General features: G+C 72.9%; 22 protein-coding genes. 16 read left to right on the top strand and 6 right to left on the bottom strand.

Features of this window, described 5'->3' with window-relative positions; genetic code table 11:
• Positions 1–3: 3 nt before the first annotated feature.
• The gene (locus PZ894_RS18995; RefSeq protein WP_275747214.1) at positions 4–1,452 is read right to left on the bottom strand and encodes an MFS transporter; all 1,449 of its coding nucleotides are present in this window, start codon (positions 1,450–1,452) and stop codon (positions 4–6) included.
• 53 nt (positions 1,453–1,505) lie between these two features.
• Here PZ894_RS18995 and rlmC point away from each other — a divergent pair, with 53 nt between their 5' ends.
• Together rlmC and PZ894_RS18985 are read left to right on the top strand one after the other, a co-directional pair.
• Positions 1,506–2,642, top strand: coding sequence for a 23S rRNA (uracil(747)-C(5))-methyltransferase RlmC (gene rlmC / locus PZ894_RS18990; protein WP_275747213.1), 1,137 nt, complete (start codon positions 1,506–1,508; stop codon positions 2,640–2,642).
• The gene (locus PZ894_RS18985; RefSeq protein ID WP_275747211.1) at positions 2,639–2,971 is read left to right on the top strand and encodes a TraR/DksA C4-type zinc finger protein; all 333 of its coding nucleotides are present in this window, start codon (positions 2,639–2,641) and stop codon (positions 2,969–2,971) included. Before rlmC ends, PZ894_RS18985 begins: the two co-directional genes overlap by 4 nt.
• A 7-nt stretch (positions 2,972–2,978) precedes the next feature.
• Here the strand turns inward: PZ894_RS18985 and PZ894_RS18980 are convergent, their stop codons facing one another.
• Together PZ894_RS18980 and PZ894_RS18975 are read right to left on the bottom strand one after the other, a co-directional pair.
• On the bottom strand, positions 2,979–3,311 hold the full coding sequence (locus PZ894_RS18980; protein WP_275747209.1) for a TfoX/Sxy family protein: 333 nt from the start codon (positions 3,309–3,311) through the stop codon (positions 2,979–2,981).
• A 40-nt stretch (positions 3,312–3,351) separates the two neighbouring features.
• Entirely contained in the window at positions 3,352–4,194 is an 843-nt protein-coding gene (locus tag PZ894_RS18975; protein WP_275747208.1) for a sigma-70 family RNA polymerase sigma factor, read from the bottom strand.
• Between the two features lie 78 nt (positions 4,195–4,272).
• Here PZ894_RS18975 and PZ894_RS18970 point away from each other — a divergent pair, with 78 nt between their 5' ends.
• The gene (locus PZ894_RS18970; protein WP_275747207.1) at positions 4,273–4,458 is read left to right on the top strand and encodes a hypothetical protein; all 186 of its coding nucleotides are present in this window, start codon (positions 4,273–4,275) and stop codon (positions 4,456–4,458) included.
• Positions 4,459–4,539: 81 nt separating this feature from the next.
• Here PZ894_RS18970 and PZ894_RS18965 read toward each other — a convergent pair whose 3' ends face one another.
• Positions 4,540–4,698 (bottom strand): hypothetical protein, encoded by a 159-nt coding sequence (locus PZ894_RS18965; protein WP_275747205.1) that lies wholly within the window; start codon positions 4,696–4,698, stop codon positions 4,540–4,542.
• A gap of 245 nt (positions 4,699–4,943) precedes the next feature.
• Here PZ894_RS18965 and PZ894_RS18960 point away from each other — a divergent pair, with 245 nt between their 5' ends.
• The 3 genes from PZ894_RS18960 to PZ894_RS18950 all read left to right on the top strand — a co-directional run bounded on the left by PZ894_RS18960 (position 4,944) and on the right by PZ894_RS18950 (position 8,883).
• Complete coding sequence (locus PZ894_RS18960; protein ID WP_275747203.1) at positions 4,944–5,162, top strand: heavy-metal-associated domain-containing protein; 219 nt, start codon at positions 4,944–4,946, stop codon at positions 5,160–5,162.
• Positions 5,163–5,187: 25 nt separating this feature from the next.
• Positions 5,188–8,358 (top strand): heavy metal translocating P-type ATPase, encoded by a 3,171-nt coding sequence (locus PZ894_RS18955; protein WP_275747202.1) that lies wholly within the window; start codon positions 5,188–5,190, stop codon positions 8,356–8,358.
• A 90-nt stretch (positions 8,359–8,448) separates the two neighbouring features.
• Entirely contained in the window at positions 8,449–8,883 is a 435-nt protein-coding gene (locus tag PZ894_RS18950) for a hypothetical protein (RefSeq protein WP_275747200.1), read from the top strand.
• A 120-nt stretch (positions 8,884–9,003) separates the two neighbouring features.
• On the opposite strand, the gene PZ894_RS18945 is transcribed toward PZ894_RS18950, so the two are convergent.
• A complete protein-coding gene (locus PZ894_RS18945) occupies positions 9,004–9,633 on the bottom strand; it encodes a maleylpyruvate isomerase N-terminal domain-containing protein (RefSeq protein WP_275747198.1) in 630 nt (209 codons plus the stop codon).
• A gap of 182 nt (positions 9,634–9,815) precedes the next feature.
• Here PZ894_RS18945 and PZ894_RS18940 point away from each other — a divergent pair, with 182 nt between their 5' ends.
• From PZ894_RS18940 to PZ894_RS18905, 8 genes are all read left to right on the top strand, one after another.
• The gene (locus PZ894_RS18940) at positions 9,816–10,799 is read left to right on the top strand and encodes a LacI family DNA-binding transcriptional regulator (RefSeq protein WP_275747197.1); all 984 of its coding nucleotides are present in this window, start codon (positions 9,816–9,818) and stop codon (positions 10,797–10,799) included.
• On the top strand, positions 10,796–12,073 hold the full coding sequence (locus PZ894_RS18935) for a sugar ABC transporter substrate-binding protein (protein ID WP_275747196.1): 1,278 nt from the start codon (positions 10,796–10,798) through the stop codon (positions 12,071–12,073). The genes PZ894_RS18940 and PZ894_RS18935 overlap by 4 nt, the downstream gene beginning before the upstream one ends.
• 38 nt (positions 12,074–12,111) lie before the next feature.
• A complete protein-coding gene (locus PZ894_RS18930; RefSeq protein ID WP_275747195.1) occupies positions 12,112–12,993 on the top strand; it encodes a sugar ABC transporter permease in 882 nt (293 codons plus the stop codon).
• Positions 12,994–12,998: 5 nt separating this feature from the next.
• Positions 12,999–13,826 (top strand): carbohydrate ABC transporter permease, encoded by an 828-nt coding sequence (locus PZ894_RS18925; protein ID WP_275747194.1) that lies wholly within the window; start codon positions 12,999–13,001, stop codon positions 13,824–13,826.
• 27 nt (positions 13,827–13,853) lie between these two features.
• The gene (locus PZ894_RS18920; protein ID WP_275747193.1) at positions 13,854–15,509 is read left to right on the top strand and encodes a glucoamylase family protein; all 1,656 of its coding nucleotides are present in this window, start codon (positions 13,854–13,856) and stop codon (positions 15,507–15,509) included.
• Positions 15,506–17,353 carry a glycosyl hydrolase gene (locus PZ894_RS18915; protein ID WP_275747192.1) on the top strand — a complete coding sequence of 616 codons (1,848 nt, stop codon included), beginning with the start codon at positions 15,506–15,508 and terminating at the stop codon, positions 17,351–17,353. Before PZ894_RS18920 ends, PZ894_RS18915 begins: the two co-directional genes overlap by 4 nt.
• A 133-nt stretch (positions 17,354–17,486) precedes the next feature.
• Positions 17,487–18,017 (top strand): DUF4234 domain-containing protein, encoded by a 531-nt coding sequence (locus PZ894_RS18910; protein ID WP_275747191.1) that lies wholly within the window; start codon positions 17,487–17,489, stop codon positions 18,015–18,017.
• Positions 18,018–18,066: 49 nt separating this feature from the next.
• Positions 18,067–20,268, top strand: a complete 2,202-nt coding sequence (locus PZ894_RS18905) for a glycoside hydrolase family 15 protein (protein WP_275747190.1) — start codon at positions 18,067–18,069, stop codon at positions 20,266–20,268.
• Here the strand turns inward: PZ894_RS18905 and PZ894_RS18900 are convergent.
• Positions 20,261–20,863, bottom strand: coding sequence for a hypothetical protein (locus PZ894_RS18900; RefSeq protein ID WP_275747188.1), 603 nt, complete (start codon positions 20,861–20,863; stop codon positions 20,261–20,263). The genes PZ894_RS18905 and PZ894_RS18900 overlap by 8 nt on opposite strands.
• A gap of 11 nt (positions 20,864–20,874) precedes the next feature.
• Between PZ894_RS18900 and PZ894_RS18895 the strand changes: the two genes are divergently transcribed.
• Together PZ894_RS18895 and PZ894_RS18890 are read left to right on the top strand one after the other, a co-directional pair.
• A complete protein-coding gene (locus tag PZ894_RS18895) occupies positions 20,875–21,048 on the top strand; it encodes a hypothetical protein (RefSeq protein WP_275747186.1) in 174 nt (57 codons plus the stop codon).
• 96 nt (positions 21,049–21,144) lie between these two features.
• Positions 21,145–21,291, top strand: coding sequence for a hypothetical protein (locus PZ894_RS18890; RefSeq protein WP_275747185.1), 147 nt, complete (start codon positions 21,145–21,147; stop codon positions 21,289–21,291).
• Positions 21,292–21,523 lie beyond the last annotated feature (232 nt).

The raw sequence follows: 21,523 nt of genomic DNA, 5'->3' as shown, positions 1-21,523 counted from the left end.
GGGTCAGCGTGCATTTGAGGCGCGGGCGCGCTCGGCCTCGGCCTGCGGGCCCGGTACGACGTGCGTCCGGGCGCGGACCACGGGCACGAAGGCGGCCACGACGGCGGCGGCGGTCGCGACGACCGCCAGCACCAGGAAGCCCCGGGTGTAGCCGTCCTCGACCGGGATGCCGCTCGGCGCGAGCGTGCCGGTGACGACGGTCGCGACGACGGCCGTGCCGATCGCACCGCCGACGGTGCGGATGTTGGTGTTCATGCCGCTCGCGACCCCGGTCTGCGACTGCGGGACCGCGTCGACGACCAGGTTCGACATCGCCGCGAACGCGAGCCCGAAGGCGAGGCCGCAGACGCTCGACTCGACCACGACCATCCAGATCTGGTCGTGGAAGAACGTCAGCCCGAACGTGCCGAGCGCGGTCAGCGCGGCGCCCACCACGAGCAGCGCCCGGGAGCCGTAGCGGGCCGCGAGACGACCGGCGGCGACGCCGCCGGCGAAGCTGGCCACGGTCTGCGGGAGCAGCAGCAGGCCCGACTCGCTCACGGTCACCCCGAAGCCGTACCCCGCGGACTCAGGGGTCTGCAGGAACTGCGGGAGGAACGCGAACGTCGAGTACATCCCGAACCCGAAGAGCAGCGCGACCAGGTTGACCGTCCACACGGTCGGGATCCGCATCATCCGCATGTCGACCAGCGGCTGGCCGCTGCGTGCCTCGACGACGACCCAGGTCGGTAGCAGGACCGCGGCGGCGACGAAGAGGCCGACGACCCGCCCGGACGTCCAGCCCCAGTGGTGGCCCTGGCTGACGGCGACGAGCAGCGCGACCAGCCAGCCCGAGAGCAGCAGGGCGGCGCCGAGGTTGATGCGACCGGGCGCACGCTCCGGCGACTCCGGCACCCAGATCGCGGCGGCGAGCGCTGCTCCGGTCGTCATGATGAGCGGGATCCAGAAGAGCCAGTGGTAGCTGAGCGCCTCGACCAGCGGCCCGGCGATCACCAGGCCGACCCCGCCGCCGACGGCGAGCAGCGCCGCCGACGTACCGATCGCCGAGGCGACCTTCTCCCGAGGGAACTCGTCGCGGATGATCCCGAAGGTCAGCGGCAGCACGCCGCCACCGATGCCCTGGACCACGCGGGCGACGATCATGACGCCCACGGAGCCGGCGACCGCGGCCAGCAGCGAGCCGGCAGCGAGCGCGCCGAGCGCGACGACGAGCATCCGCTCCTTGCCGACCTTGTCGCCGATGCGGCCGATGATGGGGGTGAAGACGGACGCGGAGACGAGGTAGGCCGTGAGCACCCAGGTCACCGTCGTCTGGTCCGTGTCGAGTGACGTCTGGATGGTCGGCAGCACCGGGGTGACCATCGACTGGAGCAGCGAGAACGACGCCACGCCGACGCAGAGGACCGCGAACGTCACCCGGTGGTCGGTGCGGCGGTCCAGGGCGGAGGTCACGTGCAGCCGCAACCCGCGCGGCGGGCGTTTCATTCCGTAGCCTTGGGCCCGCGATGCCCCACGACGTGCTCTGCCACCACTTCGACGCCGGCCGCTGCCGCTCGTGCGGCTGGCTCGGCCTGCCGTACGACATGCAGCTGGTCGACAAGCAGCGACAGGTGGAGGAGCTGCTCGGCGCCCACCGTGACCTGGTGTGGCGCGAGCCGGTGGCGGGGCCGCCGCTCGGCTTCCGCAACAAGGCGAAGATGGTGGTCAGCGGCACGGCCGACGACCCGGTGCTCGGCATCCTCAACCCGGCCGGCGGCGGCACGGACCTGCGCGACTGTCCCCTGCACCTGGCGGGCATCCGGGCGGCGCTGCCGGTGCTGGCGGAGTTCGTGCGCGCGGCGAGCCTCACGCCGTACGACGTGCCGGCCCGCCGCGGCGAGCTCAAGCACCTGCTGGTCACCGAGTCCCCGGACGGCGGGCTGATGGTGCGCTTCGTGCTGCGCTCGCAGGAGCCGGTGGCCCGGATCCGCAAGCACCTGCCGGCGCTGCGACGGGCGCTGCCCGCGCTGGAGGTCGCGTCGGTGAACCTCCAGCCCGAGCACAAGGCGGTCCTCGAGGGCGACCGCGAGATCCTGTTGACCGAGCGGGAGACGCTGACGATGCGGGTCGCCGGCCTCGGCCTGCACCTGCGGCCGCAGAGCTTCTTCCAGACCAACACCGTGATGGCGGCCGAGCTCTACGAGCGTGGCCGGGCGTGGGTCGCCGAGGCCGGGCCGCGATCGGTCTGGGACCTCTACTGCGGGGTCGGCGGCTTCGCGCTCGCCGTCGCCGGGTCCGGCGCCGACGTCACGGGCATCGAGATGAGCCGCGAGGCCGTGGCGAGCGCGCGGCTCAGCGCCGCGGACGCCGGGTTCGACCGGGTCCGCTTCGCGGCGGGCGACGCCACGGCGTACGCTCTCGCCGCGACGACGCCGCCCGACGTCGTCGTGGTGAACCCGCCGCGCCGCGGCATCGGCCCCGACCTCGGTGCGTGGCTCGAGGGCTCGGGGGTGCGGCACGTCCTCTACTCGAGCTGCAACGCCCGGACGCTGGCGCTGGACCTCGCGGCGATGCCGTCGCTGCGGCCGGTGCGCGGGCAGCTGCTCGACATGTTCCCCAACACCGGCCACTACGAGGTGCTGACCCTGCTGGAGCGGGCGTGAGCGGCGCCCGGGCACGGCTCGAGGAGGAGCGCGGACGCACCACGCGGCGGCTGGCGGACCTGCGCGGTGACTTCCGCGGGTTTGTCGAGGCTTCGCAGGACTCCAACGCCGACGACGAGCACGACCCCGAGGGCGCGACGATCGCGTTCGAGCGCTCCCAGGTCGGCGCCCTGGTGCGTCAGGCCGAGGAGCGGCTCCGGGAGATCGACGCCGCGCTCGCCCGCCTGGACGCGGGCACCTACGGTGTGTGCCTCACGTGCGGCCGCCCGATCCCGGCGGGTCGGCTCGAGGCTCGGCCGGCCGCGCGGACCTGCGTCGCCTGCGCCTGAGCGAGCCCTACTTCGGCGGCAGCGACGCCGCGTGGTCGATGCCGATCGCGGCCCAGCGCTCCACGTCGTCGTACGTCGTGAGCCCCGGCGGCTCGACGCGGAGCCACCCGGTCATCGCCCGCTCCCGCATCACGAACTCGTTGGTGTGCGGCCGGCCGAGCAGCTCCTCGGTGCGCTCGGGCGGCACCCGCAGCAGCAGTCCGCCCTCGCGACTCGCGGCGACCGCCATGTTGCCGTTGACCAGGAAGGCCAGGCCGCCGAACATGCGCGTCTCCGTCGTCCCCGCCACCCCTGCGGTGATCTCGCGCAGCTGGGCGGCGAGCTCCTCGTCGTACGCCATGCCCCGATTGTGCTCCCCGCCGGGGGCCGGCGCGCGGGAATCAGACGGCGAGGGTGAGCTGCTGCCGGGGGAGGCGGGTGCGCTCGACCACGGCCTGCGCGTACGCCGCCCGGCGCCGCGCCGCGACGCCCTGCGGTCGCGCGTGGGGGGTCACCAGGTGCGGCTCGAAGGCCTGCGCGAGCACGTCGCGGAGCAGCACGAGGGCCTCGGCGCGGAGCTGGGAGATCCGCGACTCCGTGACGCCGAGCTCGGCGGCGAGCTCGGCCATCGGCCGCTCCTCGAGGAAGTAGCCCCGGACGACGAGACGCAGCCGCGCCGGCAGCTCCTCGATCGCCGCGGCCAGGTAGCGCATCTGCTCGCCGAGCTCGACCTGCTCGGCCGGGGTGGTCGCCGTGCAGGCGAGCGAGTCGAGCACCGCCTCGTCGTGCGCCTGGAGCGAGCCCACCGCGGCCCGGGCGACGTCGGCGTCGGAGCGGGCCACGTCGGCGGCGTCCAGGCCGAGCGAGGCGGCCACGGCGACGTCCGACACCGGCTGGCCGGTCGCGGCGGACTGGCGGGAACGCTCCTGCTCGATCTCCCGACCGCGACGGCGCACCGCACGTGTGGCCCAGTCCACCGAACGGAGCTCGTCGACGAGCGCGCCGCGGATGCGCGTGGTCGCGTAGGCCGCGAAGGGGACGCCGCGCTCGGGCTCCCAGGCGCGGGCGGCGCGGACCAGGGCCACGTGGCCGGCCGACTGCAGGTCGGTGCGGTCGAAGTACGACGGGATCCGTCGCGACGTCTCGTGCACGAGGTGCTGGACGAGGGGGAGGTGGTCGAGGACCAGCTGCTCGATGTCGACCTCGATGTCGACGGGGGCCTGGGGGGCGGTGAAGGTCTCCATGTTGCGAACTGGACGGACGGCGGGGCCGGTCGTGACGCGGTTCCGCGGCGGAAAGTCGCAGGATTTCCCGGCGGGTCCGTGTGGATGTATCTCGCGGCGCCGAGGCCGCTCCTCGAGGTCATGCAGCGACACCCCGAAGCGCGCCGCGCATGGCGTTCGCTCAGCCCCGCCGAGAAGCAGCAGCGCCTCGCCCGGCTCAGGCGTGCGCAGCAGCTCCAGCTCGCCAGGGACGCCCGGGTCCTGCGGGTCGTCAGCGCCGGCTGACCTGCCACGAGAGCCGCCGCGCCGCCGTCCCCGGTCGCTGGCGGCCACCCACGCGGCAACTCCCGGGACTTCGTGGTGTGCTCACGCGAGCTGCTTGCGCAGCCGCGCGTGCCGGTGGAAGCGGCGCTGCCGGCGACGCAGGTCGCGGCGGCGGCTGCGCACCTGGCCGTACTCGTCGACGTCCAGCCCCGCGAGCATGAGGGCGGAGGTCGGGTCCGCGATGGAGATCGAGGTGACCATCGTGATCACTCCTTGCTGTGGTGTCGGGTCCGGTTGACGGTCTCGACAGTGCGCGCCTGAGGCACCCGCCCACATCCGGAGTGCTCCCTAGGTCCGATCCGGGCTGCTACCTCAGATCGGCCTCGACCGGTCGGGACACCTCAGGCGTGCCCTCGGCGTCCCGCCTCCGAAATGACTCTTGCATATACCCCCAAGGGGTATGTATGGTCGCTCCTCAGATACCCCACCGGGGTAGGATCGAGGAGATGATGGAGATGAACACCACCCGCACCTACCGTGTGAACGGCATGACCTGCGACCACTGCGTCGGCGCCGTGACCCGCGAGCTCGGCTCGCTCGACTCGGTCGCCGACGTGCAGGTCGAGCTCGCGACCGGCGACGTCACCGTGCGGTCCGGCCGTCCGCTCGACGACGCCGAGGTCGCCGCGGCGATCGACGAGGCCGGCTACGAGCTGGCCTCCTGACGAAGGACGAGGAGGAGCGCCCACCATGTCCACCGACGCGCCGACCGACCTGTTCGCCCGCCCGCCGGCCCTCATCGAGTCCACCCTCGACATCGAGGGGATGACCTGCGCGTCCTGCGTCAACCGCGTGCAGAAGGCGCTGTCGCGCGTCGACGGCGTGGAGTCCGCCTCGGTGAACCTGGCCACCGAGACCGCCGCGGTGACCTACGACCCGGGCGCCGTCGACACGGCGGCCCTCACGGCCGCCGTCGGGAAGGTCGGGTACGTCGGCACGCTCCGCCAGCCGGCCGCCCGCCCCGAGCAGCCGGACGTCGAGGAGTCGGACCCGATCGCCGCGCTCGACGCCCGCCGTGACGCCGAGATCGCGACGCTGCGGCGGCGCTGGCAGGTCGCCCTGGTGACCGGCCTCGCGCTGATGGGCGTGATGTACCTGCCGCTCTACGTCGACACCATGGACTGGCTGATGCCGCTCCTGCTGGTGGTCGCGACGACCGTGCAGCTCTGGGCGGGCCGGGACATCTACCGCCAGGCGTGGGTCAACCTGCGACACCGCACCACCAGCATGGACACGCTGGTCGCGCTCGGCACCGGCGTCGCCTGGAGCTACAGCGCCTTCGTGACGCTGTGGCCGGGGCCGGCCGAGCGATGGGGACTGCCGCTGCACCTCTACTTCGAGAGCGCGCTGATCGTCGTCGCCCTCATCCTGATGGGCCGGTGGCTCGAGCTGAAGGCGAAGAAGCGCACCGCCTCCTCGCTGCGCGCCCTCGGCGACCTCGCCCCGACCACGGCCCGCGTGGTCCGCGGCGACGTCGAGGTCGACGTACCCCTCGCCGAGGTGGTCGTCGGCGACCTGGTCCGGGTGCGGCCGGGCGAGAAGCTGCCGGTCGACGGAGTCGTCGTCGAGGGCCGCTCGTCGGTCGACGAGTCGATGCTCACCGGCGAGAGCGAGCCGGTGACCAAGCAGGTCGAGGACGCGGTCATCGGCGCGACCGTCAACACCACCGGCACGCTGGTCGTGTGGGCGACCGCGGTCGGGGCCGACAGCACGCTGGCGCAGATCGTGCGTCTGGTCGAGGACGCCCAGGCGGCGGCGCCGCCGATGCAGCGGCTGGCCGACCGGGTCACCGCGTGGTTCGTGCCCGCGGTGCTGCTGGTCGCGCTGGCGACGTTCCTCGGCTGGCTGGTGCTCGGGCCGGACGGGGAGCGGCTGGTGCTCGCGATCGGTACGACGGTCGCGGTGCTGATCATCGCCTGCCCGTGCGCGCTCGGGCTCGCCACGCCGACCGCGGTCATGGTCGGCACCGGCCGCGCCGCCGAGATGGGGATCCTGATCGGCGACGGCGCCGCCCTCGAGACCGCACGGAGTCTGACCGCGGTCGTGCTGGACAAGACCGGCACCATCACCCGCGGTCGACCCGACGTGCGCCGCGTCGAGCCGGCCGACGGCGGGGACCCCGACGAGCTGGTGGCGCTGGTCGCCGCCGCCGAGGTCGGCAGCGAGCACCCGGTCGGCGAGGCCGTCGTGCGCGCCGCCCGCGAGCGCGGCCTGGACGTCCCGGCGGCCACCGGCTTCGACTCGGTGCCCGGCCACGGCGTGGTTGCGACCGTCACCGGACGCACCGTCCTCGCGGGCAGCGCGGCCCACCTGGCCGCCCACGGGATCACCGCCTCGGGCGCTGGCATCCTGGTCGCGGTCGACGGCGCGTACGCCGGCCGCATCGAGGTCGCCGACACCGTCAAGCCGACGTCCGCCGCGGCCGTGCGAGAGCTCGAGGACCTCGGGCTCGAGGTCTGGATGGTGACCGGCGACGACGAGGCCACGGCCCGCGCGGTGGCGGCCGAGGTCGGGATCGCCCACGTGCTCGCCGACGTGCGCCCCGCCGACAAGGCCGCCCGCGTCGCCGAGCTGCGGGCCGGCGGCCACGTCGCCGCGATGGTCGGCGACGGCGTCAACGACGCCCCCGCGCTCGCGACCGCCGACCTCGGCATCGCGATCGGCACCGGCACCGACGTCGCGGTCGCGGCGTCCGACATCACCCTCGTCGGCGGCGACCTCGGTGGTGTCGTGTCGGCGATCGAGCTGTCCCGACGCACGGTGGCGACGATCAAGCAGGGCCTGGTGTGGGCGTTCGCCTACAACGTGCTGCTGATCCCGGTCGCCGCCGGCGCGCTCTACTGGTGGGACGGGCTGCTGCTCGATCCCGTGCTCGCCGGCGCCGCGATGGCGATGAGCTCGGTGAGCGTCGTGACCAACGCGCTGCGCCTGCGGCGGCCGAGCCGGGGTCGGGTCCTCGACTGGGCCTACCTCGCGGGCATCGCGGTCCTCGCGATCGCCATCGGGGTCGGGTTCACCTGGCTGAGCCGCACCGACCAGGCCGAGCGCGGCATGAACGGCGTGCTGGCGTGGCAGGAGGGCATGGGCATGCCGATGCGCCCGCAGATGAGCGTCATGGAGGAGACCGACACCCCTCCGGTCAGCGCGCACGACGCCGGGCTCGAGTTCGAGTACGCCGTGCCGGACGACGTCACGCCCGGAGAGCCGACCACGCTCACGATCACGGTGCGCGACACCGAGAGCGGCGAGCCCGCCGGCGACCTGGTGCGCACCCACCAGACGTGGATGCACCTGATCGTCACCCGGGCCGACCTCGGCACCTTCGCGCACCTGCACCCCCAGCCGACGGGCACGGACGGCGTGTTCGAGGTCGAGGCGACCTTCCCCAGCGCCGGTGAGTTCGCCCTGCACGCCGAGATCCGCCGCCAGGGTCAGATGGTCGACGTGCTCGACCAGCACGACGTCACGGTCGCGGGCGACCCGCCCGTCGACGTACCGGTGCCGGAGGACGACGTCCGGTCGGCCACGGTCGACGGCGTGACGATCGAGCTCGAGGGCGACGCCCACGTCGGCGAGACCAGCGACTTCACGCTGCACACGCCGGCGGGCCTGCAGCCCTACCTCGGCGCCGCGGGTCACGTCGTGGTGATGCGCGCCGACGGGAGCGACTTCCAGCACCGGCACGCGGAGACCTCCGACGGCCGGGGGCGACCCGTGATGGCACTGCCGGGGACGACCTTCGGGCCCGAGCTCGACCTGCACGTCCGGTTCGACGACCCCGGCGCCTACCGGCTGTGGCTCCAGCTCCGGTTGGCCGACGGCTCCGTGGTGACGGCGCCGTTCGTGGTGCACGCCCACTGACGGGTCGCCGGCGGGCGGGGCCGGACGAGTCATTCCAAGGGGTCGTGCCGGCGTGCGAGCCCTTGGAATGGGTCGTCTACGCTGAGGGGGATGAGCGACGTGGACTACTGCGAGCTGTGTGACCTTCCGAAGAGCACGTGCATCCACGGCAACCCGCCGGCACCGCCCCTGCCGACGACGCGAGCGGCCACGCCGCGGGCCACGCCCGTGCGGCGGCGCACGACCTCGTCGGCGTCCCGGTCGCCGGCCGCCCCGCCGCGCGTGGTCAGCCACCGCTGGACCCCCCCGGACACGTTCCGGGTGGTCATCCTCGAGGTGCTCGCGGAGCACGGTGGCGAGATGGACCAGGACGACGCCTTCGACGCCCTCGAGGCGGCGATGGGGGAGCGGTTGAAGCCGGCCGACCACGAGAAGACGCCCGAGGGCGAGCTCCGGTGGCGGTACGCAGCCCGCCGGGCCCGCCAGGCGCTGATCGCCGAGGGGTCGATGACCAAGGGCCGGCCGGGCATCTGGGCTCTGGCCTGAAGCGGGTCGGGGTGTCGTCAGGGGTGTCGTCGGGATAGTCCGTCACGTTCTGGTTGTCTCGATCGGCGTGTCGGCGGCCAGATCGTGACGGACTATCCCGACTCGAGGCCGGACTGCGTCTCACGGCACGACGGACGCGCCCTCGGGCAGCTGCTGGCGACCGGTCAGCGCGAGCACGACGTCGACGCCGTAGCCCTGGCGCAGGGCGCTGGCGCTGGCGAGCGCGAGGGTGTCGGCGAGGGCCTCGGTGGGCGGGGTGAACCCGAGGTCGGTGGCCCGGGCGATGTCGAGGCAGTGGACGGTGAGCTCGAAGGTGCGGGTCGGCAGGTAGTCGCTGACCCGCATGCCGCCGCCGGCCGTCTCGACCACGACGTCCTCGCCCTCGAGCAGGTCGAGCGCGAGCTCGGCGTCGTCGCGGGAGGTGTGCAGCGCGGCCATCGGGTCGTCGCCGAGCAGCACCCCCGCCTCGACCCCGCGCCGGTGGATCGCGTCGCGCGTCGTGCCGTGGGCGAGGCGGCTGACCACGGCGAAGTAGTCGGCGGCGTCCTCGGCGTCGACGCGTTCGGCCCGGGTGGACAGGTAGGACGCGACGGTGACCAGCGAGCGGCCGGTGTGGCCGATGAGCGAGCGCAGGTCCCAGTTCCCGAGCCCCGGCCCGGCGTACCTCGCCAGGGGCACGCGGGCGGCCAGGTCGAGGAACGCGGCCGTCGCCTCGGCGTACGTCGCGCGGGCGGTGTCGAGCGCAGTCACCCCTCCATTGTCGGGGTGCCGCCAACGCGGCCGAATCGGTGTCCGAGAAGAGGTGTGTGCGAGGCCACATCGGGGTAGTGCTGGAGGTGACCGGTTCGTGTAACCGGTTACACGAACCGGTTACATCCGGAATGCGAACCGGTTTCCGGCACAGGCGACACACCACTCGGGAGGTGAGGTCGATGCGGGCCACGATCCGCGACGTCGCGCGCGAGGCGGGCGTCTCGATCGCGACGGTCTCGCGGGTCATGCGCGAGTCCGACGGCGTGCGTGCCGCCACCCGCGAGCGGGTGCTCGACGCGGCGCGCACGCTCGAGTTCGTGCCCAGCCACCTCGGCCGCCAGCTCGCCGAGCGTCGCCACGCCGCCAACGGCATCGTCTTCCCCGACCTGTCCGGTCCCTACTACGCCGAGGTCGTGCTCGGCTACGAGTCGGTGGCGGGCGAGCTCGGCCGGTCCGTGCTGATCCTCTCCACGCGGGGCCGCGACGACGCCGAGGCCGCGGTCGAGGCGATGGCCGAGCGCTGCGACGGCCTGGTGATCCTGGGGCGCACCGTCTCCAACCGCACCGTGGAGCGACTCGCGGCCCGCGGCGCCAACATCGTCCTCGTCGCGCGCCCGCCCGTCGGCGGCGTCGACTCCGTCACCGCGCGCAACCGCGGCTCGGCCCGCGCGCTCACCGAACACCTCCTGGACCTCGGCGCTCGGCGCCTCGTCTTCGTCGGGGATCCGTCGACCTCACCCGACGTGGGCGAGCGGCTGCGCGGGGTCCGGGAGGCCCTCGTCCCCCGGTCCGAGGTCGTGATCCACCACGTGGACCACCTCGACGAGCAGGCGGGTGCCCGCCTCGTCGGCGACTACCTCACCCGGGCGCTGCCGGACGCGTTCGTCTGCGCCAACGACGAGCTCGCGCTCGGCATGCTCCGCCGGCTCCGCGCCGCCGGGGTCGACATCCCCGGTCGGGTCATGGTGACCGGCTGGGACGACGTGATGGCCGCGGAGTACGCCGGCCTCACCACCGTGCGGCAGCCCATGCGCGACCTCGGCGCGACCGCGGCCCGGCTGCTCGACGAGCTGATCTCGGGCGCCCGCGCCCACCCACGTCACGAGGTGCTCCCCACGGAGCTCGTGATCCGCAGCACCACACTCGGGAAGGACACCCCATGAAGCGCACCCAGACCGCCCTGGCCGGACTCGCCGTCGCGAGCCTGGTGCTCACCGCCTGCGGGCGGGACGACGACTCCGGAGCCGGAGGCGAGACCCAGAGCACCGAGATCGCCGAGGGAGCGGCCACGGGCACGATCGAGGTGTGGGCCATGGGCACCGAGGGGGAGGAGCTCGGCGACTTCGTCGAGGACTTCGAGGAGGCCAACCCCGACGCGCACGTCAAGGTCACCGCCGTGCCGTGGGAGGCCGCGCACGACAAGGTCTCCAACGCGATCGCGGGCGGCGACACCCCCGACGTCAGCCTGATCGGCACGACGTGGATGGGCGAGTTCGCCGAGGCGGACGGGCTGATGCCCACCCCGACCGACCTCGTCGAGGAGGCCGACTTCTTCCCCGGCGCGTGGCAGTCGACCGAGGTCGGCGGCACGTCGTACGGCGTCCCCTGGTACGTCGAGACCCGCGTGCTCTACTACCGCACCGACCTCGCCGAGAAGGCGGGCTGGGACCACGCGCCGAAGAGCTGGGACGAGCTGCACCAGTTCGCCGCCGACCTCCAGGAGGCCGGGGCGAAGAACGGGATCTACCTGCAGCCCGGGCAGACCGGCGCCTGGCAGACCTACCTGCCGTTCGCGTGGTCCGACGGGGCCAGCCTCACCAACGAGGAGGGCACCGAGTACACCCTCGACAGCCCCGAGATGGCCGAGGCGCTCGACTACTACACGCAGTTCTTCGACGACGGCCTGTCCATCACCCGCAACGTCGACCCCGGCGAGATCGAGTCCAGCTTCGCGGCCGGCACCTTCGGCTCGTTCATCTCAGGCCCGTGGCACACCGGACTGGTCGAGGACGCCGGCCTCGACGAGAGCCAGTACGCCGTGGCGCCGCTGCCCGGCCGCGACGCAGGGATGGGCACGTCGTTCGTCGGTGGCGGCAACCTCGCCGTGTTCAAGGACGCCCAGAACCCCGACGGCGCCTGGAAGCTCGTGCAGTGGCTGAGCGACCCCGAGGTGCAGCAGGACTGGTACGACGAGATCGGCGACCTGCCTGCCGTGCAGGCGGCGTGGGACTCCGGAGAGCTCGCCGACGACCCCCAGCTGAAGGTGTTCGGCCAGCAGCTCACCCAGACCCAGTCGCCGCCGTCGGTGCCGACGTGGGAGCAGGTCGCGGGCACGATCGACTCCCTGGTCGAGCAGGCCGCCCGCGGTGACCTGTCCGGCGCGGACGCGGTCGAGAAGATGCAGTCCGAGGCGCAGTCGATCGGCACCGGGCTCTGACGATGCTGAGGGCGGCACCTCGACCCACGGTGCGCACGGTGGATCCCGGCAGGCGGTCGCAGGCGGTCGCCGGCTGGATCCTCGCGTCGCCGTTCGTCGTGGTGTTCGTGGCGTTCACCGCGGGGCCGGTGCTCGCCAGTCTGGGCATGAGCTTCACCGACATCCGCAGCACCGACCTGCGCACGCCGTTCGCGGTGGAGTTCGTCGGACTCTCCAACTACGCCGACCTCGTGCAGGACCCGGTCTTCCGCAAGGTCACCGTCAACACCCTGCTCTACCTGCTGCTCGGCGTGCCGCTGACGATGGCGGTCGCGATGCTCGTGGCCGTCGGGCTCAACAGCGTCGCCCGGCTGCGCGGGTTCTTCCGGGTCGCGTTCTACCTGCCGGTCGTCACCAGCATCGTCGCGGTCTCGGTGGTGTGGAAGTACATCTACCGCGACGAGGGGGGCCTGCTGAACACCGCGCTCTCGTGGTTCGGCATCGACGGACCCGGCTGGCTCGACTCCACGACGACCGCGCTGCCCTCGCTGGTGGTGATGGCGGTGTGGCGCAACTTCGGCACGCTGATGGTGATCTTCCTGGCCGGCCTGCAGACCGTCCCCCAGGAGCATCTCGAGGCCGCCGAGGTCGACGGCGCCGGCGCGTGGAGGCGCTTCCGGCACATCACGCTCCCGACGATGCGGCCGGTGCTGCTCTTCGGCGCGGTGATCACCGGCATCGGCTACCTCCAGTTCTTCGAGGAGGCGTTCGTGATGACCAAGGGCGGGCCGCTGGACTCCACCCGGTCGGTCACGTTCTTCACCTACGACCAGTTCAGCTACGGCAACTACGGGTACGCCGCGGCCGCGAGCTACCTGCTGTTCCTCGCGATCGTGGTGCTGACGCTCGTCCAGTTCCGGCTGCTGCGCGAGAGGGACTGACCGCGATGAGCGAGACGCAGGTCCGCACCCCCCGGTGGCTGTACGCCGTCCTCACGATCGGCCTCCTGCTGGTCGTGCTGCCGTTCGCCTGGATGCTCGTCTCGTCCTTCAAGCCGGAGGCCGAGGTCCGGGCGGTGCCGCCGACGTGGTGGCCGCAGACCGTGACGGCCGAGAACTACGACACGCTCTTCACGCGGCTCGACTTCCCGACGTACTTCCTCAACTCAGCGATCGTCGCGCTGGCGGTCACCGCCGGCAACGTCGTCTTCTGCTCGATGCTCGGCTACGCGCTCGCAAAGCTGGAGTTCCCCGGCAAGCGGGTGCTCTTCGTGGTGGTGCTCGGCACGCTGATGGTGCCCGGGGTCGTGACGTTCGTGCCGCTCTTTGTGCTGACGACCAACCTCAACCTGACCAACACGCTGCCCGGGATGATCCTGCCGTTCCTGGCCGGACCGTTCGGCGTCTTCCTGATTCGCCAGTACGTCCTCGGGCTGCCGGACGAGTTGATCCAGGCCGCCCGCGTCGACGGTGCCGGCGAGCTCACGATCTTCGCCCGCGTGATCATGCCGCTGTGCGGGCCGGCGCTCGCGACGCTCGCCGTGCTGACGTTCCTCACCTCGTGGAACAACTTCCTCTGGCCGCTCGTCGTGGCCACCTCGGAGGACAAGTACACGCTGCCGGTGGCGCTCGCGCTCTACGCCGTCGGCCAGAACGCCACGCAGTACGGCCTGCTGCTCGCCGGCTCGGTCGTCGTGGTCCTCCCCGTCCTCGTCGTCTTCCTGCTCCTGCAGCGCTACATCGTGCAGGGCATCGCCATGACCGGAATCAAGTGACCTGACCTCGATCGAAGGAGAGTCTCCATGCGCAACTCGGTGCGCACCCTCGTCCTCGCGCTCGGCCTGTCGGCCGGCCTGTGCAACCCGACGCCCGGGCAGTCCGCCCCACCCGGCGGTGGTTTCGAGACAGGCGCTAGCGCGCCTTCCTCAACCACCGCGGACCACACCAGCGCGCCTTCCTCAACCACCGATCTGGAGACGGAGCGGCACGGACGCGTCCTCGACCGGTACGCCGAGGACACCTGGCGCTCGGTCCGCGCGATGGTGGTGCGCCGGACCGGGCTGCCCGCCGACAACGTGGGCGGCAGCCTCGCCGGCTCGACGCGCGCGGCGTACACCTCGCCGACCAACATCGGCGCCTACCTGTGGTCGACGGTCGCAGCCCGCGACATCGGGCTGATCAGGGGCCGCGAGGCGCACCGCCGGATGGCGCGCACCCTCGACACGGTCGCCGGGCTCGAGCGGCACGACCCGTCGGGGATGTTCTACAACTGGTACAGCCCGACGACCGGCGAGAAGCTGCGCACGTTCCCCGACAGCGGCGACCCGATCAAGCCGTTCCTCTCCAGCGTCGACAACGGCTGGCTCGCGACCGCGCTGCTGCTGGTCTCGCGCGCCGACCCGTCGCTGAGACATGCGGCCGACACCATCCGTGACGACATGGACTTCGGCTGCTACTACAACGCGGCCGAGGGCAACGGGGGGCCGGTGGCGGGCGGTCAGATCCGCGGCGGGTTCTGGGACGAGGACCCGCAGGACGCGGCCGCCGTCACCGGCGACTACTGCGGCATGGGCACGCACGTCTGGTACACCGGGCACCACTACGGCGCGTTCAACACCGAGCCGCGGATCGCGTCGTACCTCGGCATCGCCGCCGGCCAGATCCCCGCGAAGCACTACTACGGCACGTTCCGGACCTTCCCGAACGACACCTGCGACTGGGCGTGGACGGAGACCAGGCCGGTCGGCGAGTGGCGCACCTACTCCGTGGACGGCGAGGACGTCGAGGTCTTCGAGGGCGCGTTGCCCTACCGGGGCAGGCACATCGTGCCGACCTGGGGCGGCAGCATGTTCGAGGCGCTGATGGTGCCGCTCTTCGTGCCCGAGGAGACATGGGGTCCGCGGTCGTGGGGCCGCAACCACCCGCTCTACGTGCAGGGGCAGATCGAGCACGGGCTCGAGGAGGCCGGCTACGGCTACTGGGGGTTCTCGCCCTCCAACAACCCCGCCGGCGGCTACCGCGAGTACGGCGTCGACCAGCTCGGCCTGGACGCCGGGACCCCGGAGGCCGGCGGCTACACCTCCGACCAGGAGCGCACGGTCGTCGACCAGCCCTACGAGGGCTGCCGCGACGGCTCGCCCGCGCCCACGGCGTACGGCGACGGCGTGGTGACGCCGCACGCGTCGTTCCTCGCGCTGCGCTACGCGCCGAGGGCCGCACTCGCCAACCTCGCGCGGATCGCCCGCGACTTCGACGCCTACGGCAAGGGTGGCTTCTACGACTCGGTCGCGGTGCGCAGCGGCCAGGTGTCACGGCGCCACCTGGCGCTCGACCAGGGCATGGTGATGGCCGCGCTCGGCAACGCACTCGCGCACGACGACATGCGTCGCTACGTCGCCCGCGGCGCGATGGAGTCGACGCTGCGCCCGCTGATGGAGCAGGAGGTCTTCGCCCGATGACCGAGACCCACCGCAGTGAGGCACGCAGCGACTGGGAGTCGCGCATCGGCGTGCGCACCGGCGTCTCCTTCGCCGGCAACGCGCCGACGCTTCCACCGCCCGCCGGGCTGGTCGCCGTCGCCGGCGGTGCGCAGGTGACGCTCGACTGGAAGCCGGTCGACGGCGCCGTCGGCTACCAGGTGCACGTCGCCGACGGACCGCGCGGACCCTGGTCGGAGCTCGACCACGCAGGGCGCGACGTGCTGGCCGTGCCGCACCCGCCGTACGTCGACACCACGGGCACGCCGGGGGAGGAGCGGTGGTACGCCGTGTCCTCGCTCTCCGACGTGCACGTCGAGGGGCCGCACTCCGCGCCGGTGTCGGCGGTGCCGCTGGCGTCCGCGGGACCGGTGACGGTCTCGGTCGATGCCGCCTCCGACCTCGGGGAGCTGGAGCGTCCGTGGCGGCCGATGATCGGCTCGGAGCACCTCTCCCACGCGCTCTCGACCGAGGTCACCGGCGGCCGGGCGATCGGCGAGGAGCTGTCGGCTGCGCTGCGCGCCGCCCACGAGGACCTCGGCGTGACACACGTCCGCGCCCACGCGATCCTCTGCGACGACCTGGGGGTCTACCGCGAGGACGACGGCGTGCCGGTGCACGACTTCTCGGGCGTCGACCGCGTCTACGACCACGTCCGGTCGCTCGGCCTGCACCCGGTCGTCGAGGTGTCGTTCATGCCGCACGACCTCGCGCGCGACCCGTCGCAGACGGTGTTCGAGTACGGCGCGATCATCTCGCCGCCGAAGGACTGGGAGCGCTGGCACGGCCTGGTGCGCGACCTCACCGAGCACCTGCTGGACCGCTACGGCGACGAGGTCGTCGAGCACTGGTCGTTCGAGGTCTGGAACGAGGCCAACCTGGAGGTCTTCTGGTCGGGCACGCCGGAGGAGTACCTCCGGCTGTACGACGTCACCGTCGCGGCGATCCGCTCGGTCGACGATCGTCTCGTGGTCGGCGGTCCGTCGTCGGCCGCGGCCGGGTGGGTCGAGGAGCTGCTCGCCCACGCCGAGGAGGCCGACGTGCCGGTCGACTTCGTGTCGACCCACACCTACGGGTCGCCGCCGCTGGACTTCCGGCCGACGCTCGCGCGCTACGGGCGGGAGGGCACGCCGATCTGGTGGACCGAGTGGGGCGTGACGCCCACGCACTTCAACGAGGTCAGCGATGCGGTCTTCGCCGGCACCTTCCTGCTGCGTGGGATGGTGTCGGCGATGGGCCGCATCGAGGCCCTCTCCTACTGGGTCGTCTCCGACCACTTCGAGGAGCTCGGACGACCGCCGGCCCTGCTGCACGGGGGCTTCGGGCTGCGCACGGTCGGTGAGCTGCGCAAGCCGAGGTGGTGGGCGCTGGCCATGCTGGAGCGGCTGGGACCCCGCCGGCTCCGGGTCACGCCGACCGGCGACGGGGGCGGCTCCCTCGTGGAGGCGCTGGCCGCGTCGTCGCCGACCGAGACGACCGTGCTGCTCTGGAACCTCACGCTCGACCAGACCAAGGCATCTGGCTCCGACCCGCTCCGCCGCCTGGTCACCGTCGAGGTGACGGGGCTCGGGGCCGGAGCGACGTACGCGCTGCGCCACGAGCGGGTCGACCAGCACCACTCCAACGTGGCGGCCGCGTGGGGTCGGCTGCGCGCCGACGGGCAGGACTGGCCCGACGAGGAGCAGTGGGCCCAGCTGCGCGCCGCCGATCGGCTGGAGGAGGCCGAGACGGAGCGGAGGGTGACGGCCGACGCCGCGGGTGTCCTGCGCGTCGACGTGGCCCTGCCGATGCCGGCGATGAGCCTGCTGACGCTCACGGCTGGCTGACGGTTGATCTCCTGCTCGCCGGGCCGCGCCGACGAGGTCGGGCGCGCCCGGGCGTTCGGCCGGAAATCACCCACCGGAGGCGTCGGTGGTCCTAGCCTCAGGTGACCGTCCACGAGACAAGGGGACACCCGTCATGACCGAGAGCAACGACCCGACCCCGGCGACACCCGACCCAGAGGCTGCGCCCACGCCGTACGCCTCGGCGCCCCCGCCGTACGCCGCCGCGCCCCCGCCCGCGGGCGCCGTCCCCGCGAGTGCGATGGGCGCCCCGCTGGCCCCGATGGCCGGGCCGGCAGACGGCCCCGTCGGCCAGGTGCGCAGCACCGGCACCTGCGTCCTGCTCACCATCGTCACCCTGGGCTTCTACACGTGGTACTGGTGGTACAAGACCCACGACGAGATGAAGCGACACACGGGCACCGGCCTCGGCGGCGGCATCGCGCTGCTGCTGACGATCCTGGTGGGCATCGTGATGCCGTTCATCACCTCCAGCGAGGTCGGCGGCCTCTACGAGCGCAAGGGACGGGCCAAGCCGGTCAGCGCCACCACCGGGCTGTGGTACCTGCTGCTCGGCTGGTTCTTCTTCGTCGGCGCCATCGTGTGGTTCGTGAAGACCAACGCCGCGCTCAACGAGTACTGGCGCTCCCAGGGCGCGCCGGGCTGACCCCTCCGTCTGCTCGTTTGTCGGGGAGGTCCACGGGTACGAGACCTCCATGGCGAACCGTCTCGCAGGCGGCGTCGCGGTCGTGACCGCCGTCGCCGGCACCACTCTCGCTCCGCTTCCGATGGCCGTCGGGTCCGCCCCGGCGGCCATCGGCGTGTCTGCACCCGCGCCCGAGCGCGGCGCGAAGTCGACCTGGACGGAGGCCGACAAGTCCGGGTTCGGCACGGCGCGGCCCCGGGGCAGCAACGTCTGGTTCACCCTCCAGCGCGGGCGGGTCAGCGAGGTGTTCTACCCCGACCTGTCGACGCCGAGCGTGCGCGCGCTCGAGCTCGTGGTGGTGGGCAAGGACTTCGTCGACGCGCCGTCGTCGTACGTCGCCGACGTGGTGCGTCCGGACGCGCAGAGCCTGCGCTACGAGATCAGCGGCAGCGGCCACCCGAGGCGCTACCTGCTCACCCAGGAGGTCATCACCGACCCGGCGGACGACAGCGTCGTCGTGCGGGTGCACCTCGACTCCCTCGACGGTGGCGCCTACCGGCTGTTCGCCGTGCACGACCCCGCGCTCGCCAACGACGGCATGGACGACACAGCGGGCACGGCCCGGAAGGCCCTGACCGCGACCGACGGCACCGTCGCGACCCACCTGGTCTCGCGACCGGCGTTCAGCCGGACCGCGAACGGTCTGGCGGGCACGGCCTCCGACCCACGGCGCGCGTTGCGGCGCACCGGCGGGCTCGGCCGGACGCCCACGGCGGCCGGCCCCGGCAACGTCGTGCAGGTGGGCAGGGTCGCCGGTCGCGCCGACACCGACCGGCCGCTCGTCGCCACGGTGACGCTCGGCCTCGGCGCCACGCCGCGCCGGGCGGCCGAGGCCGCCACGGGCTCGCGGCACCGGGACTGGGACCACCTGCGCGACCGCTACGACGCCGGCTGGCACCGCTACCTCTCGTCGCTGAAGGACGTGCCGGCGAGCGCGACCGGCCTGCGGGCGCAGTACCTCGCCTCCGCGCTCGTGCTCGCCGCCGCCGAGGACAAGCAGCACCCGGGCGCGATCATCGCCTCACCGTCGGCGCCGTGGGTGTGGGGCGACGAGGTCGAGGACCTCTCCTCGCCGTCGGGTGCCTACCACCTGGTGTGGTCGCGCGACCTCTACCAGTTCGCCACCGCCCTGTGGGCGATGGGCGACCGAGCCGCGGCCCGGCGTACGGTCGAGTGGCTCTTCGGCACGCAGCAGCAGCGGGACGGCTCGTTCCCGCAGAACTCCGACGTCGCCGGCGAGCCGGTCTGGGACTCGCTGCAGCTCGACGAGGTCGCGCTGCCGATCGTGCTCGCCCACCTGACCGGCAAGCGCGACGCCGCCACGTGGCGCGGCGTGCGCAGGGCCGCGGACTTCCTCGTGACGTTCCGCGACGAGGAGTCGGGTCGGCGCGCGCCGTACTCGACCCAGGAGCGGTGGGAGAACCAGTCCGGCTACTCGCCGAACTCGATCGCGACCCAGATCGCCGCCCTGGTCTGCGCGGCCGACCTGGCGCGGGCGCGCGGCGAGCGCGACCTCGCGCACCGGTGGCTGAGGTTCGCCGACCGGTGGGAGCGCACCGTGAAGGCGCGGACCGTGACCCGCAACGGGCCGCTATCGGAGCGTCCCTACTTCCTGCGGCTGACCAAGGACGGCCGGCCCGACCGCGGCACGACGTACGAGATGGGCGACGGCGGCCCCCGGAGGATCGACCAGCGGCGCGTCGTCGACCCGAGCTTCCTCGAGCTGGTCCGGCTCGGCATCCTGCCCGCCGACGACCGGGTGGTGACGAGCTCGCTCGACGTCGTCGACGAGCAGCTGAGGGTGGACACGCCGAACGGGCCGTTCTGGCACCGCTTCACCCGCGACGGCTACGGCGAGACCCGCAAGGGCGGCGAATGGGTCATCACCGACCCGGGGGCCCACCGCACCCTCGGTCGCGGCTGGCCGATCCTCACCGGCGAGCGGGGGGAGTACGCCGTGGCCGCGGGCGAGGACGCCGCGCCGTACCTCGACGCCATGGCCGCGGCCGCCGGCGAGAGCGACATGATCTCCGAGCAGGTGTGGGACGGTCGCCGACCGACCGGCCGCGACTGCTGCCCCGCGGGCGAGGGCACCCGCGCCGCGACCCCGCTGGTGTGGTCGCACGCCGAGCTGGTGCGGCTCGCCTGGACCATCCAGACCGGCGCGCCCGTCGACCAGCCGCGGGTGGTCGCCCAGCGCTACCTCAGGTGAGGACCGCGATCTCCGCGCCCAGGCGGGCGCCGTCGCGCAGCTCCAGGTCGTCGCCGGACCAGAAGCGGCCGGGGTCGTAGTAGTTGGTCGGCCGGTCCTCGGCGAGCAGCCCCATCGCGGCATACGTCGCGGCGACGACCTCGGCGCAGTAGGTCAGCTCGGCGCCGGCCGCCCGTCGTACGCGACCCCGCGCCCAGCGGCCGACCAGCTTGGCCGTCGACGGGAACGGTGTGCCGTCCAGTCTTGCGATCGTTCTGAGCACGGCGTCCTCCATCGCGCGGGTGACGGCCGCGTCGAGCTGGCGCAGCCACGCCCGCTGGCCGTAGCGGCCGGTCCACTGGACGACCGAGTCGCGCAGGTCGTGGAGCTGGACTCCGCGGTGGTGGCTGTCGGTCCAGACGTCGCGCAGTCCCTTGCCGAGCTCGGCGTGCCACATCAGCGGCGGCAGGTCGTCGAGGACGACCGCCATGCCGACGTGGTTGACCGGGGCGTTGGTGACGATCCGGATAGCGTGGTCGGCGACGGAGTGGCCGTGGAAGAGCCACAGGTCGCCGGTGCGGGTCAGGCCGACCGCCTGGTCGAGCGACAAGGTCATGGAGGGTCCTCGTGAAGCTGTGGAAGGTGCTCGGTCTGGCCGGTGTGGCCGGCGTCGCCGCCTCGGGTGTCATCATCGCGCGCGACCAGCGTCAACGGGCGCAGCTCACGCCGGAGCAGGTGCGTGATCGGCTGCACGAGCGGCTGGCCGAGGGCTCGTCCACGGGCTCGTCCACGGAGTCCTGAGGTCGCTCCCAGTCGGCTCCCAGCCGCCTTCAAGTGTGGGCACGCACGATGGGCGTGCTCGCCAGGGTGGCGGGCATCCGACCGGGAGGACCGGACATGAAGACCGCACAGCTGGGCCGCCGCCGCCAGGCGTGGCGCGCCATGTCGACCCAGGACAAGCACCAGCGACTGCTGGCCATGCGTCAGCAGCAGCAGCGACAGGTGGAGTTCGAGATGCTCCGGCTGCAGATGCACGTCCGTTGATCCGGGCCCGATGCTTCCTGGCCCACCGGCCGTCGTGCGGGCGGATCAGCCCCCGTTGTCGCCCGCACGGCGCCCCGTGGGCCAGGATGCACGGATCCCGGTGGTTGAGGAAGGCGCCCTGAGCGCCGCGCCCGGTGGTTGAGGAAGGCGCGCTGGCGCCTGTCTCGAAACCAGGGGCACGGTGGTTGAGGAAGGCGCGCTAGCGCCTGTCTCGAAACCACCGCAGGGTGGT

This window comes from Nocardioides sp. YIM 152315, from assembly GCF_029210375.1.
Taxonomy (GTDB): domain Bacteria; phylum Actinomycetota; class Actinomycetes; order Propionibacteriales; family Nocardioidaceae; genus Nocardioides.
Note: the sequence above shows the minus strand (reverse complement) of the source record. Positions and strands in the feature narration are given on the sequence as shown.

Coding starts and splice junctions, on each gene's coding strand:
- PZ894_RS18975 (WP_275747208.1), bottom strand. CDS start 4,194: ATGGAGACCTTCACCGCCCCCCAGGCCCCCGTCGACATCGAGGTCGAC.
- PZ894_RS18925 (WP_275747194.1), top strand. CDS start 12,999: ATGAGCGAGACGCAGGTCCGCACCCCCCGGTGGCTGTACGCCGTCCTC.
- PZ894_RS18890 (WP_275747185.1), top strand. CDS start 21,145: ATGAAGACCGCACAGCTGGGCCGCCGCCGCCAGGCGTGGCGCGCCATG.
- PZ894_RS18935 (WP_275747196.1), top strand. CDS start 10,796: ATGAAGCGCACCCAGACCGCCCTGGCCGGACTCGCCGTCGCGAGCCTG.
- PZ894_RS18910 (WP_275747191.1), top strand. CDS start 17,487: ATGACCGAGAGCAACGACCCGACCCCGGCGACACCCGACCCAGAGGCT.
- rlmC (WP_275747213.1), top strand. CDS start 1,506: ATGCCCCACGACGTGCTCTGCCACCACTTCGACGCCGGCCGCTGCCGC.
- PZ894_RS18900 (WP_275747188.1), bottom strand. CDS start 20,863: ATGACCTTGTCGCTCGACCAGGCGGTCGGCCTGACCCGCACCGGCGAC.
- PZ894_RS18905 (WP_275747190.1), top strand. CDS start 18,067: ATGGCGAACCGTCTCGCAGGCGGCGTCGCGGTCGTGACCGCCGTCGCC.
- PZ894_RS18965 (WP_275747205.1), bottom strand. CDS start 4,698: ATGGTCACCTCGATCTCCATCGCGGACCCGACCTCCGCCCTCATGCTC.
- PZ894_RS18955 (WP_275747202.1), top strand. CDS start 5,188: ATGTCCACCGACGCGCCGACCGACCTGTTCGCCCGCCCGCCGGCCCTC.
- PZ894_RS18940 (WP_275747197.1), top strand. CDS start 9,816: ATGCGGGCCACGATCCGCGACGTCGCGCGCGAGGCGGGCGTCTCGATC.
- PZ894_RS18915 (WP_275747192.1), top strand. CDS start 15,506: ATGACCGAGACCCACCGCAGTGAGGCACGCAGCGACTGGGAGTCGCGC.
- PZ894_RS18980 (WP_275747209.1), bottom strand. CDS start 3,311: ATGGCGTACGACGAGGAGCTCGCCGCCCAGCTGCGCGAGATCACCGCA.
- PZ894_RS18960 (WP_275747203.1), top strand. CDS start 4,944: ATGATGGAGATGAACACCACCCGCACCTACCGTGTGAACGGCATGACC.
- PZ894_RS18950 (WP_275747200.1), top strand. CDS start 8,449: ATGAGCGACGTGGACTACTGCGAGCTGTGTGACCTTCCGAAGAGCACG.
- PZ894_RS18920 (WP_275747193.1), top strand. CDS start 13,854: ATGCGCAACTCGGTGCGCACCCTCGTCCTCGCGCTCGGCCTGTCGGCC.